At 61.7% G+C, this 13,210-nt stretch carries 12 protein-coding genes; 2 read left to right on the top strand and 10 right to left on the bottom strand.

Annotated elements, in window-relative coordinates:
* Positions 1-62: 62 nt before the first annotated feature.
* On the top strand, positions 63-848 hold the full coding sequence (locus PXH66_RS22515; RefSeq protein ID WP_330929510.1) for a M90 family metallopeptidase: 786 nt from the start codon (positions 63-65) through the stop codon (positions 846-848).
* Here the strand turns inward: PXH66_RS22515 and PXH66_RS22510 are convergent.
* The 7 genes from PXH66_RS22510 to PXH66_RS22480 all read right to left on the bottom strand — a co-directional run bounded on the left by PXH66_RS22510 (position 845) and on the right by PXH66_RS22480 (position 9,412).
* Positions 845-3,157, bottom strand: a complete 2,313-nt coding sequence (locus PXH66_RS22510; RefSeq protein WP_330929509.1) for a response regulator — start codon at positions 3,155-3,157, stop codon at positions 845-847. The genes PXH66_RS22515 and PXH66_RS22510 overlap by 4 nt on opposite strands.
* A gap of 132 nt (positions 3,158-3,289) precedes the next feature.
* Complete coding sequence (locus PXH66_RS22505) at positions 3,290-4,855, bottom strand: SulP family inorganic anion transporter (protein WP_330929508.1); 1,566 nt, start codon at positions 4,853-4,855, stop codon at positions 3,290-3,292.
* A 169-nt stretch (positions 4,856-5,024) separates the two neighbouring features.
* Complete coding sequence (locus PXH66_RS22500) at positions 5,025-5,654, bottom strand: hypothetical protein (RefSeq protein ID WP_330929507.1); 630 nt, start codon at positions 5,652-5,654, stop codon at positions 5,025-5,027.
* 59 nt (positions 5,655-5,713) lie between these two features.
* Positions 5,714-5,971 (bottom strand): hypothetical protein, encoded by a 258-nt coding sequence (locus PXH66_RS22495; RefSeq protein WP_330929506.1) that lies wholly within the window; start codon positions 5,969-5,971, stop codon positions 5,714-5,716.
* Between the two features lie 79 nt (positions 5,972-6,050).
* Entirely contained in the window at positions 6,051-6,782 is a 732-nt protein-coding gene (locus tag PXH66_RS22490; RefSeq protein WP_330929505.1) for a 3'-5' exonuclease, read from the bottom strand.
* 12 nt (positions 6,783-6,794) lie between these two features.
* Entirely contained in the window at positions 6,795-8,726 is a 1,932-nt protein-coding gene (locus PXH66_RS22485) for a DUF294 nucleotidyltransferase-like domain-containing protein (protein WP_330929504.1), read from the bottom strand.
* A gap of 212 nt (positions 8,727-8,938) precedes the next feature.
* Positions 8,939-9,412, bottom strand: a complete 474-nt coding sequence (locus PXH66_RS22480; RefSeq protein WP_330929503.1) for a hypothetical protein — start codon at positions 9,410-9,412, stop codon at positions 8,939-8,941.
* A 145-nt stretch (positions 9,413-9,557) separates the two neighbouring features.
* Between PXH66_RS22480 and PXH66_RS22475 the strand changes: the two genes are divergently transcribed.
* A complete protein-coding gene (locus PXH66_RS22475) occupies positions 9,558-10,400 on the top strand; it encodes a hypothetical protein (RefSeq protein ID WP_330929502.1) in 843 nt (280 codons plus the stop codon).
* A 203-nt stretch (positions 10,401-10,603) separates the two neighbouring features.
* On the opposite strand, the gene PXH66_RS22470 is transcribed toward PXH66_RS22475, so the two are convergent.
* The 3 genes from PXH66_RS22470 to PXH66_RS22460 form a co-directional block, all read right to left on the bottom strand.
* Entirely contained in the window at positions 10,604-11,239 is a 636-nt protein-coding gene (locus tag PXH66_RS22470; RefSeq protein ID WP_330929501.1) for a DUF1294 domain-containing protein, read from the bottom strand.
* 119 nt (positions 11,240-11,358) lie between these two features.
* Positions 11,359-12,105 carry an NYN domain-containing protein gene (locus tag PXH66_RS22465; protein WP_330929500.1) on the bottom strand — a complete coding sequence of 249 codons (747 nt, stop codon included), beginning with the start codon at positions 12,103-12,105 and terminating at the stop codon, positions 11,359-11,361.
* An 87-nt stretch (positions 12,106-12,192) separates the two neighbouring features.
* The gene (locus PXH66_RS22460; RefSeq protein ID WP_330929499.1) at positions 12,193-13,209 is read right to left on the bottom strand and encodes a lytic transglycosylase domain-containing protein; all 1,017 of its coding nucleotides are present in this window, start codon (positions 13,207-13,209) and stop codon (positions 12,193-12,195) included.
* Position 13,210: the final 1 nt, after the last annotated feature.

Here is a 13,210-nt window from a genome sequence, read left to right as displayed (position 1 = left end):
TCGCGACCGCGGGTCGCTCACGGTGGCGTCATGTTGCCTTCTCCTCTCCTCGCCCCCCGCCCATGAGCTTCTGGGCGCGTCTGGCGACGTGGTTTGATCCGCCGGAACAGGAGCCGGTGACGTTTGATCCGGCATGGATCGCCGTGTTGGAGGCCAACATCCCGGTCTACGCCCGCCTGCCCGCCGCGTTGCAGCAGCAGTTGCACGAACGCATCACCGGGCTGGTGCACCGGGTTCATTTCGAAGCCTGCGGCGGGCTCGAACTCACCGACGAAATGGTGCTCACCATTGCCGGTCAGGCGGGGATGTTGGTGCTGAGCGAAACGGGCATCCCGTTCCCCAACCTGCGCACGGTGTTGGTTTATCCGGCGGCGTATCGCGCAACCGAGACGCTGCACGGACCGGCGGGCATCGTCATGCAGCGGGAGGTGGTGCGCCTCGGACAATCGTCGACCAGCGGCACGGTGGTGCTGGCGTGGAACGCCGTGCAGCAGGGAGCGCGCAATTGTTTCGACGGGCACAATGTGACGTTCCACGAATTCGCCCACCAACTCGATCAGGCGCACGGTGGTGGCGACGGCATCCCCCGGCTCGGACCGGCGCACCGTTATGCGCGTTGGACGCAGGTGATTACGGCGGGACACGCCCGCCTCGAACGCATGGCCGCCGCGGGCAAGCGCAACGTGCTCGACGTCTACGGAGCGACCAATCTGGCCGAATTTTTCGCGGTCGCGACGGAGGCGTTTTTCGAAAAGCCGCGGCAGCTCAAACGCAAACAGCCCGCGTTGTATGCGGAGCTCGAAACGTTCTACCAACTCGATCCTGCGACCTGGTTTTCGCAGGGCTAACTTTGCTTCACTTTGACTTCGGCCAAGGCGCGCTCGAACTCCGGTCGCTTCACCGGTTTGGAGACGTAGTCGTGCATGCCGGCCGCGAGACATTTCTCGCGGTCGCCGCTCATCGCCGCGGCGGTCATGGCCACGATCCACGGCACCTGCTCCCCGAGCTTTTCATGCAGGGCGGCGGTGGCTGCGAGGCCATCCATCACCGGCATGTGCACGTCCATGAACACGACATCGTAGTGAAAGCGCAGGCAGGACTCGACAGCTTCGGCGCCATTGGCCACCAGGTCGACCCGGTAGCCAAGCACGCTCAGGATGCGCTCGGCCACTTTTTGGTTAACCCCGTTGTCGTCCGCGACCAAAATGCGCCACGGATGACGGTCGGCAAACGAGGCCAGCGGGTCGCCAAACGGGGCTCGCGAATCAGGTGTCGGTTCGGGCGGGAGCGCGGGTGCAAGCGCTCGGGCAAGGGTGGAGATAAACTGGGATTGCCGCACCGGCTTGAGAAACACCGCAAAAAACGCCGCGGACGCACAACGGGGATCGGCGGCATCGAAGCCTCCCGACGAAAGCAGCACGATCGGAACGGCGGTGGTGCACTTTCGCTCGGCCTCGATGTCGCGGAGGGTGCAACACAACTCCAAGCCATCCATGCCGGGCATCTGCATGTCGGTGACCAACACGGCCGGTCCCTCATCGTCCCCCGAGAAGGCGGTGAGCACATCGGCGGGATCGTCAAACGTCTGCACGTGCATGCCCCACTGCTCGCCGATGGCACGATAAATTCTACGGCTTTCCGCGTTGTCGTCGACGATCCACAATACCCGGCCTTGCAACAGACCGACCAGTTCATCGGGCGTGGACCCACCGATCGAAGGCGCGACTTGACTGGGCACGGTGAACTGGAACGTCGAGCCCACGTCCAGCGTGCTGGTGACGGTGAGTTTGCCGCCCATGAGCTCGACCAGTCGGCGCGAGATCGCCAGCCCCAGCCCGGTGCCGCCAAAGCGTCGCGTGGTCGTCGCGTCCACCTGCTCGAAGGAAGAGAAGAGGCGGTCAAACTTGTCCGCCGGAATGCCGATGCCGGTGTCGCGCACCGTAAAGCGCAACAGCACAAAATCGGTTTCGGCCACTTGCTCGACGGCGAGTGAAACCACCACTTCGCCCTGGGCGGTAAACTTGGTCGCGTTACCGACCAGGTTGGCGAGCACCTGACGAATGCGGGTCACGTCGCCCACCACGGCGTCGGGCACGTTGGCGTCGATCGCGGCCAGAAGTTGCACGGACTTGCCGCGCAAGGAGGTCGACAACAACTCGATCGTTTCCTCCACACACTGCCGCGGATCAAACGGCTGCTGCTCCAGATCCATCTTGCCCGACTCGATCTTGGAAAAATCCAGGATGTCGTTGATCAGCGTCATCAGCGTGTCGCCGGACGAGCGGATGGTTTTGACGTAGTCCCGCTGGTCCCGGCTGAGCTCCGTGGAATCGAGCAACAACCCCGTCATGCCAATCACGCCGTTCATGGGCGTGCGGATTTCATGACTCATGGTGGCGAGAAACGAGGACCGCGCCTTGAGGGCGGACTCGGCGTCTTCGCGCGCCTTGCCGAGTCGAATATTCTGCGACTGCAACTCGCGTTGGTTGGTCGTCACCTCTTGCAGGAAGTTGCGCACGGTCTCGTTGATGGGGCGAAAGATGAACAACGCCTCCAACAAGAGCGCCAACAAGGTGAGACCGGTGAGGATCCACTCGAAGGTAATGATCCGATTCACCCGGGCTTCGTAGATGGCCTGATAGGTGTAGACGATGTCGTCCATGCGCAGCAGAAACGCTTGGTCGCTGCCGCGGAGTTGGACGAGGTCCGCATGCTCCGGCGGCAGCAAGACAGCCCCCGGCTCGGCGAAGTGATCGGCCACGCGTTGCCCGGCGGCCCGCAACGCGGCATGGTGAGGAGCAACTTCCGCCAACAGCGGCGCCACCCACGGATCTCTCGACCAATCGGCAAAACGCCCCGCTTCATCGGTGAGGGAGCGCCAGCCCTGTTCGAAGTCATCGAGCGCTTTTTGCAGCTGGCCATTGAGCACGCCCCGCGAGGCGAGGTCGGAGGTGCCGTTCAGGAAAAACGCGGTTTTGATCACCCGCTGACTCAGCATGCGTTGGCGACCGGCGACGTTGATCAATTCGCCGCCATTGCGCTGCTCGGAGGTCATCCACGAGTTCAGCAACTGGGTCCCCAGCACCAGCACGGCAATCACCACCAGCGCGGCGATGAAAAGCACATGCAGACGGCGAATTTTTCTGGGGACAGACAAGATGCGATCCTGATTCAATCACTCACCCCAACGCAATGTTGTGAAAAACTTCCTGACCGCACCGGCCCCGATGACGACCCGGCCCCGCGCTGGAGTCGGCCCCGCTCATCGGATTCCACGCGCGCGCCGCGGTTATTCAAATTTGCCGTCGGCGTTGATGCGCGCCACCGAGTAATGTGGGTCGTCGGCCATGACCTGCACGTCGATCAACGTCCCGGCTTTCTCCAGCAGGATACGGCACTCGGGCGAGAGGTGGCGCAAGTGCAGCGTCTTGCCGGCCTTGCGATAACGCTCGGCAAGCGCATTGATCGCCTCGAGCCCGGAGAGATCGCAAACGCGGGTGTCACGGCAATCGATCACGACATCATTCGGGTCCTCCGCCGGTCGGAACTGATCCGCAAATTCGCGCACGGAGCCAAAGTAAAGCAGTCCGCTCATGAGATAGGTGCGCTGGGCGTGGGTGTCCTCCAACACGACGAGACGCACGTGTTGCGCGCTTTTCCACGCAAAAACCAGCGCCGACACGAGCACGCCCACCAGGACCGCGATCGCCAGATCCGCGTAAACCGTCACGCCCGTGACGATGGCGATCACGAGGATGTCACTCTTGGGCACCTTGCCAAACGTCTCAAAGGTCGCCCATTCAAACGTCCCGATCACGACCATGAACATCACCCCCGTGAGCGCCGCCATGGGGATGCGATCGATGAACGGCGCGCCCACCAGAATAAAGGTCAACAAACCCAACGCCGCCACGATGCCGGAGGTGCGTCCGCGGCCACCCGATCGGATGTTGATCAAGCTCTGCCCGATCATCGCGCAACCGCCCATGCCTTGGAAAAATCCCGTCACGATATTGGCCGCGCCCTGCGCCACGGCCTCGCGGTTGCCCTGCCCGCGCGTCTCGGTCAACTCGTCGACCAACTGGAGCGTCATGAGCGACTCGATCAAGCCCACCGCCGCCAGAATGGCCGCATAGGGGAAAATGAACGCGAGCGTATCCATGTTGAACGGCACGCTCGGGAGATGGAGCTGCGGGAGGCTGCCCTGCACCGAAGCCAGGTCGCCCACGACCTGCGTGTTCACGCCGAGAAACGCAATGCCCGCCACCACCAGAATCGCCGCCAGGGAGGACGGGATCGCCTTGGTGAACTTAGGCAGAAAATGGATGATCGCCATGGTCAGCGCCGTCAGGCCGAGCATGGTCCACAGCGCGGATCCGGTCAGCCATCCGCCGACCTCGGCTCCGCTGCGCTCCTTGAACATGTCGAGCTGGGCGAGGAAAATCACGATCGCGAGGCCATTGACAAAACCCATCATGACCGGGTGCGGCACGAGTCGAATCAACCGACCCAACCGCAACGCGCCCACCGTGATCTGGATGATGCCCATCAACACGACCGTCGCAAAAAGATACTCCAGTCCCGCCCCCTCGCCGCCCCGCGCATTACCCTCTTGCACGAGGGCCACCATGACCACTGCGAGTGCGCCGGTCGCCCCGGAAATCATACCCGGCCGACCGCCAAAGATCGACGTGATCAAACCGATGAAGAACGCGGCATAAAGCCCCACCAACGGCGGCACGCCCGCGACAAACGCAAACGCGATGGCCTCGGGCACCAACGCCAGCGCCACGGTGAGCCCGGAAAGGGCATCGTCCTTAAACGTGCCTTGTTTTCTGATGAATGGATTGGTCATGATGCGGAGGAATCTGGAGACAAAAAAGGCGTCAACGCGGGGTCGACGCCTACTGATCACGGCCCCATCCACGAGGTGGATGACGGCGGATTAAAACTGGAAGGGTAACTAAGCCACCCCGGGAGGCGGAAGGCGGACAAAGACGAGCTCCCGGCTCCGTGGCAATCCTTTAACGGCGCGGAACCGCCGCCCCACGCGGAGCGCGGCGTCGGCGCACACCCGCGAAACCGACGACGGCCAATCCCGCCCAGATCGCCGCCGCGGAGGATTCCGGCACGGCGCTCAAATCCGTCGCCGTGGTCCCGAAACCCGACAACGTCGCCACCAAGCTTCCGTCCAACGACACGTTCTGCGTCGCTGGTCCGTCGGCATACAATGAGACGAAGAAATTCGCGGAGTTGGCCAAACCATTGGTGCCGCTCGTCTGGTAATTGAAGCTGTGGGTCGCCGACGCACCGCCCAGAGTGAATGGGCTGTTGAAGTTCAGTTCGAGGTAACTGATGCCCGCGCCGCTGTCGGGCCACACGTCTTCCTTGGTCACATGAAACGTGGAGGAGTGCACCGTTACATGGGCCACGTCATCCCAGAAGATCCCCGGCACGCCCGACCCGTCATCAAATCCCAGCACCAGATGCGTCACCGTCGCCGTGCTCAAGTCTTCATCGAGCACAAACGACCACTCAATCAAACCATCGGCCACGTCGTAGTCGGCATGGGCGCTGATGATGGACTGAGCTGAAAGCGATGCCGCCCCGGTCAAGACCAGGGCGCCGACAAGGGAGCGGAAGGATGGGGGCATGACAGGTGATCTAACCGCCTGCCTCTCAACGGTCAAAACGTTTATGCCATTTGTTTGCCTTATCCTTCGCGAGCGGCCAACAGCGCCGCCAACGCGGCTTCGTCGACGTCGCCTTTCACCGCGTGCAAGTGGTGCACCACGCCCATGCGGTCATCGGCTCCGGCGGTGGAGATATCGATCATCCAATCCTTCGTGTCCGGATCATTGCAGAGCAGATCGTCGGCCCACTTGATCACCTCGTCGGGATCGATGAAGCCGCCGGTGAGGCCCTTGATGTAGAATTCAGCCATCGTGCGATGATTCGGTGCGGTAGACATAAGCAAGCAGCAATGAAGGCGGGAAAATGAAGTGGGAAGCGTGAAATCGCCCGAATGCCCCACCCCGACAGCTTACCTCCTACTTCTGGCTGCCTCCCCCAGCCTCCTCCGTATCCCGCGGGTCGACCCATCGTTCCGCGAGTGCGCCCAGGGTCGTGCGATCGTGGCGCTGCGCGAGCCGCAACAATTTGAGAAAAATCTGCGCGGTGATGAACGCATCCCCCGCCGCCGTATGGCGATCGTGCGGCGCGATCCGGAAGCGTCGGCATAATCCATCCAACGAAAAATCCTGGAATGGAGACGCTGTGCCGCCGACCGATCGACGCATGGCCTCAATCGCCCCCACGTCATCGAGGTGCAGGGTGAGCTCCATCGTATCGATCCAACGATTGTTCAATTCGATGCCAAAATTCCGCAGGCAGGCGCGCTGGATCACTTCCACATCGAACCCAATGTGATGGCCCACAATCACGGCATTGCCCAGATAGTCCAAGAACCGCGTCAGCGCCTCCTCCACGTAAACCCCCTTCCGCGCCGCTTCTTCGGCGGTGATGCCGTGGACGACGACTGAGGACGTGTTGTGCCGGATTTTCAACAGCGCCTCGAACTCCTCTTCCAACCGGATTTCACCGTCGATCACCGCGATCGCGCCCATGGAAATGATCGCGTCCTTGGTCGCGTCCGTGCCGGTGGTTTCGCAATCCAGCGCGACAAAACGGAGCCGCTCGATCGGCGTGTCATCGGGAAGCGGGTCCGCCGTGGCGGCCAGATAACGCTGAATCTCGACCGGCAATGACGTGGAATCAGTCATAGTCACGGCGCCTTACTCGGCATTGATATGAAAATGTTTCACCGTGATATCCATGAGTTGGGCGACGGTGCGGAAGATCGACTTGAGCCGCTGAATCTCCACCCGCGTCAACTCGTCCGGACGCACAAAGCGTGCCGCATCGCCGCGGTTAAGCCCCACGCGGGTCTGCAGCTTGAGCGCGTGGTCAAACGCTTCCGCCGCTTCCGCGAACAACGCCGCGTGTTTCGGCAGTTTTTCGCCCGCCTTGCGCAGACGGTCGGGCGTAAACGTGGCGTCCCCCAAATCAAGGCCCAGCGCGAATACGCGGGCGATATCCACCAACGGCGTGAGCGCGTGGGACTTGGTGTTGATCATGTCCGACACCTCCCCCGCCGCATCGATGACCGAACCGCGAAACACCGTCACGGGCGGCAGGTGCGCCATTGCGTCGGTGGCGAGCAGCGGCACAAACGCCGGATTGGCGACGATGCTGTCACGAATGGTGGACCGCACCTGCTGGACCAACGACCGGTCTCCCGTGATCGCCCGCAGGTCAAAAAACGGCGTGAGCGTGATGATCTCATTCTCGATCGGATACTGCACCCACTGCTGAAACCGCGCCTGCCATTCGGACACCGACATGCACCACTCGGAGTTACTCGCCATGCGCCCGCCGCGATCGAGCGGGAACCGACACACTGAAAAGACCGCCCCCAGTTCGTTGGCCAAGGCGCTGAACCATCGCAGCATGGGTTCGCGATCCACCCCCGGCGCGGGATCGGCGTAGATGATGCCCGTGCGCTGACTCGAGCGGAGCAGTCGCTCCTTGCGCCCTTCCGAGTGAAACGCGACCCACGACCAGGCCACGTCGGGTTCCACCAGGTCGAGCAGCAGCAACTTTTCCTTGGCCAGGACGATCGTCTGCTCAGTGAGCATGCGATCCACCTGCGCGACGAAATTGGTCAACCATTCGACCCGCGCCTCGCCTTCAACAAATCGCAACAAGAGCTCATCGGCCCGGTCCCGCAACCGACGCAACTCGTGCAAATCGCGCGCGAGCGTGAACTCCTTCGACAAAAACACCGGCACGTTGCCGTGCACCGCCTGTATCGTTTTTTCCCCCACGACCCCCACCACGCGACCATCCGTTCCACCCGTCTCGGTCACCACGAGGTGATGCCGCCGCCGCCGCATCATCGTCATCACGATATCCCCCACCTGGGTGCGAGGCGGGATGGTCACCACCGGCTGCGACATGATATCACGCACCGGCGTGTCGACCGACACATCCCCGGTCGCCACCTGCGCGGAAAAATTGGCCTCCGTCACCACCCCGATGGGACGACGCTCGGCATCGACGACCACCACGGCCTCCTGCATACCCGGCGCGATCATCTTCGCCACCTCCCGGATTGGCTGCTCCGGATTGGCCAACAGCAAGCGGTTGGTGGCGCGCCCATCGGGCTCCGCGACATCGAGCAGCCAGTCGGCCGAATGCTCGCCCAGCGAAAACGCATCGGTTTCGGTGACGGGCAGTTCGCCCGCCTTTTTAACCACAAAATAGGATTGGAGAAACGCGGCCGCCTTCGCGTTGCCCCGGCAGACTTCGACGAAACGATCCGACGGCAGAGCATAGAGGATGCTCTCCTCCGCAACCCTCGCGGTGGCCGGATAAGGCACCGTGGGATCGGCCCAATCCACCCCGAGCAGATCCCCCTCCACTCTCACGTCGATCAGCTCCTCGCCTCGTTCGCCCGGCCGATAGAGGTTGATGGCGCCGCGTTGGATCATCCAGACCCAGCGCCCCCGCTCTTCGCCGGGGGAAAAAATGATCTCCCCGTCTTCGTGAAATTTCACCCGCCCGCCTTGGGCCAATTCCAACAACTCCGCCTCCGCCATGTATTCAAACGGCGGATATTGTTTAAGGAAATCAGCGACGCGCAGAGAGATGCTGGACGTTTTCACAATGTAAGAGGAGCAGTTCAGCCGGAATCGGACATGGACCCACCACCGGCCAACGAGAGGGGTTGCAGCCAGTTAGCGGCCAAACGCTCCGGCAACTAAAGATAAAAAACGAACGGTCCTCACAGACAACGGACGACCGATGAAGTTCATGATCCCACCACCGCCCTGTCGTTCCCGCCGGAGCCGCAGCGGAATGACGGCTCCTCCCCCCTTCAACCGTTGCCGATCAGACCCCGCACGTGCGTTACCATTTCATCGGGATAGCCGATGAAAATCAACAGTCGCTTGAGGAAACGACGCTTCGTCGGGGTATCGATGTTCATGATCGCCCAGTATTTGGAATCCGGAATCTGTCGTGCCTGATTGTGCCGCGAAGCCTCGCACACCTCGGCGGCCGAGAGGCCGAAATAGCGCCGTTTAAAACTCTGTCCCTGCACGAACTCCGCGAACTCCCCCCGATGCATCGCGTGGAGTTTGGCCAACAGCGCAAGGTAACGATCCGAGTCGTTGGTGAGCGAACGAAAGGCCGCCGAACACGTGAAGGAATAATACGGATCGCCGATCAATCGACCGCCGGACGTCGCCAGCAAACTGCTGATCACCGCTTCGACCGTGGGATGTTCGCTGTCCCGGCGCCGTTCCAGTTCCGCCAGCAATTCGGGGGTAAGCTCAATTTTCGGGGCCATGCCGACACATATTACCTGTTATTCAGGTATATCAAGTTTTCTCCGTCCGCCGCGACCAGAACCCAGCGACCACCGCCGCCTGCCCGGTGAATTTTCAGCGGCTTTCATTTCGCCAAGCGGTCGTGAGTCATGCTTGAAATGTCGCATGCCTCAAATTGCCCACATCGCCAATCTCTGGTCCCTCGTCGGTCATCCCTCTCCCCGGCGCGAGTGGTCCTTGGAAAAGAAAATCGCCGCCGTGGCCGAAGCCGGGTTCGACGGTATCACAACCGCGCTCACCCCCGAGATGGCGACCCTGTGTGACAAGTATGAATTGCCTCACCGCCTGGGTTTCATCTCCACCAGCAAACCCGCCGACTTCGCCGATCTCATCCAAAAGCAAAAGGACGCCGGGGCCGTGCAAATCAACGTCCAACTCGACGACGATTTCACCAAACCCTCCGTCGCCGCCAAGCATTGGATCAAGATGGTCAAAATCGCCGACAAGATCGGCGGCCTGGTCATGTCGCTCGAAGTGCACCGCGACACCTGCACCGAGACGCCGGAAAAAACCTATGAGATCGCCAAGCTTTACAAGAAGGCGACCGGCGAGCGCATCGTGCTCAATTTCGACTTCTCCCACTTCGCCGTGGTGAAGCACCTCGGTCCCGACAACTACAGTTCCCGTTTGCTCGACCACCCTAAACTGGTGCAACGCTCGGAGCAGTCGCATTGCCGCCCCTTCAACGGCCATCATTGCCAAATCTCAGTGACCCACAACGGCCGTCTCACGCCCGAGGTAAAGTCCTACCTGAAATTCACCGAAGACCTGTTCCGGCTCTGGAAAGCCGCGCCCCGCAATCAGGACAAAACCCTGTTCGTCTGCCCCGAGCTCGGCCCCTATTGGCCCGGCGGAGCCGGCTACAACATCACGGGAATCTGCCCGTCATGGCCCGCCGCCGCTGTCCTGCGCCGCGAACTTCACAAAGCCTGGAATCGCGCCAAATAACGAAGCAGACCCTCGCCGGGCGGACGCTTTTGTCTCAACGCCAAGCCGCGAAGAGCGCGGAGACCTCAAAGCGGTGAGGCGGATCTATTTTTCTTTGGAGACAGAGAATCCCGCCGCCGGGGGGCAGACCGTCCTCGGCGTCTTCGTCGCGCTCGCTCCGTCTTCGCGTCTGGGCGTTAAAACCCCGCGTGAACGGCTGCCGCTCACGAGCCGACCACGAAGTTCCACAGCTCACGTAAGTGGCGACTGACTTCCCAACCGTAGATCAAGTCGACGGCGACAAACTGGTGGAACAGCACAATCACACCGAAAGTGAAACGGTAAGTCGGTTTGGTCGATTTGTGCCGCAACGCCCGCTGCGCTAAAAACGCCCCCGGCCAACCACCCGCCAACTCGGCCAAGTGCAACCACGCCTCCGGCATCCGAAACGCCCCCCGCTTCGCCTGCCCCTTGTCAAAAGCATACAGGGCAAACGTGATCAAGGACGCCACCGCCACGGCACCCGCCACTCCCGGCCAGCGCGCCCGGTCCAACTCCGTCACCACCGCGTAAACGGGGGCCGCCAGCAAAACCGCCAGACCGATCCACGCGCCCAAGCTCACCTGGCCGCCATAACCCACCTGCATCACCGAGGTCGCACAAACGCGCCCCTGTTTGTCATGTCCCAACGTATAAGTGATCACGTCACCCGTCTCCGGCATCTTGATACGCTCCACAAAATCCCGGATGTGCACGAACACCCGCGCCTCGCCCATGCCCACGTAACCGAAGCCTCGGTTATCCAACCACTCCGTTATTTTGGCCCGATGCCGCTTGGGTTTTATGTCAGTCGTTACCACGGTTGTATTCATCCGTTATCGACAAAGTGAAACGCCGCTTTAGCGCTAAGTCTTCCCAAAAGCGGTCCCCGGCAAAGAGCGGGCGTGAAACTCACAAAGTTTTTACAAGCTGGGAGAGCTCAGTCCTTCTTCGCGATCTTCGGCTTCAACCGCACCGTGTAGAGCGTGCCGCCCGTTGCGGTTTTGGTTTTCTTCAACTCGAACGCATCAACGGCCCCAAACAAGCCGCTGAGATTTCGATAACCATAGTTGCTCGTCACAAATGACCCCTGATTGGAAATGTGATTCCCCACGGGACCCAGATGCGCCCAGCCGTCGTCATCCGCCTGGGCTTCCACCGCGCTGCGCAGCACGTTCATGAGCTTCGTGTCTCCCTTGAGGCTCTTGCCGGTGGCCTTCGGCCGCGCCGTCGCGTCCGCCTTGGCGGGTTTTTCATCCAGAAAAAGAAAATGCGAGCAACTGTTCACAAACGGCTCCGGCGCGGTCTTGCCGCCGAAACCGATCACCCGCTTGCCCTCCTCTCGCAGCCGCAGCACGAGCGGCGTAAAATCACAATCCGACGACACCAGACAAAACACCCCGACGCTCTTGGTGTAGAGGATGTCCATCGCGTCGATCAGCAGCGCCATGTCCGACGCGTTTTTCCCCTTCACGATGTCAAAGTGCTGCCGCGGCTGGATAGCATATTCGTGCAGCACCTTTTCCCAGCCCGAGAGCTCTGACTTCTTCCAATTACCGTAAGCCTTACGAATGTTGACGACGCCATACGACGCCAGCTCCGCGATGATAAAATCAATCTTCGCCGCCGGTGCGTTATCCGCGTCGATCAACAGCGCAATACTCTCCGTCGGGGTGGTCGTTTCCATGAGGTGATTCCAACCGTAAATCACTTTCTCGGGCCATACGAGAGAGAGTTGGGAGAATATAGCGACCGGTCTTTCCGCGCGACGTGCTCACTTCACCGCCGTCATCGCCCGCGCCAGATCGGCCGGGGAGACGCCCGCACGCACCGCCACCGTGGCCAATACCTTCGGCACATACATACGCGTTTCCGCCGGCAACGCCTCCGCGATGTCCGCGTAAGTCGCCGCCCGATGCGCCTTCAGCGTGCGGTCAACCCGGCCCGGCCCCGCATTGTAGGCCGCCAACGCCAACGGCCAGGAACCAAACTTCCCGTGCAATTGTTTCAGATAACTCGCGGCCGCCTGCGCCGACTTCCGCGGATCGGCCCGCTCGTCAAACGGACGCAAACTCAACCCCATGTCCGTCGCCGTGCCGGGCATGAATTGAAACAGTCCCCGCGCCCCCACCGGACTGCGCGCATTCGGGTTAAACGACGATTCGATTTCCGCCAACCATACCAAATCCTTCGGCACGCCCACCCGCGCAAAAATCGGCTGCAAACCCGGCACGAACCGCGACGCCACCGCCGGCCTCGGACGATCCTGCATGCGCGAAACCCACAAATCGTAATGCGGCACCACCTCCCGCGGACGCGACGGCGCCGCCCGCACCGGCTCGTTCGGCACGGGCTTCACCACCGGCCGCGGCGGCGGCTGCGCGCGAATCCACCCCGCCGCGTCGATGTAGTCCAACCGCTCCTGCAACCAATCCGCATACGGCGCATAGTCCGGAAACGCCCGCACCGCGATCAACGCCGCCTGCGCCTCCGCCCGATAGTCGGCGAGATCGTCCAGCGACCCCTCCTGCAAAGCCCGCTGCAACCGCACCGCAAATTCGTCAAACTCGTCCCGCGACGGAAAGCGAAACTGCGCCTTGATGTCATCGGGCGCGTGTTCCTCAAACAACGCCCGCCCCAACTCAAACAACCCCTCCGTATCCACGACCCACTCGTCCTCGACCGCCGCCTGCTGCTGCGCTCGCAAGACGACTCCGATCGACAGGGACAAAGCCAGCAGCACGCCACCCCGCAACCGTCGGATCGAGAATGGTGCGAATCGGTGATGCATG

This window comes from Synoicihabitans lomoniglobus (genome assembly GCF_029023725.1).
GTDB lineage: Bacteria > Verrucomicrobiota > Verrucomicrobiia > Opitutales > Opitutaceae > Actomonas > Actomonas lomonigloba.
This window is presented reverse-complemented; position numbering and strand designations above follow the sequence as displayed.

What these genes read in the sequence shown, in the direction of transcription:
- PXH66_RS22505 (WP_330929508.1), bottom strand. Translation starts at nt 4,855, where the DNA reads ATGACCAATCCATTCATCAGAAAACAAGGCACGTTTAAGGACGATGCC.
- PXH66_RS22490 (WP_330929505.1), bottom strand. Translation starts at nt 6,782, where the DNA reads ATGACTGATTCCACGTCATTGCCGGTCGAGATTCAGCGTTATCTGGCC.
- PXH66_RS22465 (WP_330929500.1), bottom strand. Translation starts at nt 12,105, where the DNA reads ATGGAAACGACCACCCCGACGGAGAGTATTGCGCTGTTGATCGACGCG.
- PXH66_RS22475 (WP_330929502.1), top strand. Translation starts at nt 9,558, where the DNA reads ATGCCTCAAATTGCCCACATCGCCAATCTCTGGTCCCTCGTCGGTCAT.
- PXH66_RS22480 (WP_330929503.1), bottom strand. Translation starts at nt 9,412, where the DNA reads ATGGCCCCGAAAATTGAGCTTACCCCCGAATTGCTGGCGGAACTGGAA.
- PXH66_RS22495 (WP_330929506.1), bottom strand. Translation starts at nt 5,971, where the DNA reads ATGTCTACCGCACCGAATCATCGCACGATGGCTGAATTCTACATCAAG.
- PXH66_RS22500 (WP_330929507.1), bottom strand. Translation starts at nt 5,654, where the DNA reads ATGCCCCCATCCTTCCGCTCCCTTGTCGGCGCCCTGGTCTTGACCGGG.
- PXH66_RS22460 (WP_330929499.1), bottom strand. Translation starts at nt 13,209, where the DNA reads ATGCATCACCGATTCGCACCATTCTCGATCCGACGGTTGCGGGGTGGC.
- PXH66_RS22515 (WP_330929510.1), top strand. Translation starts at nt 63, where the DNA reads ATGAGCTTCTGGGCGCGTCTGGCGACGTGGTTTGATCCGCCGGAACAG.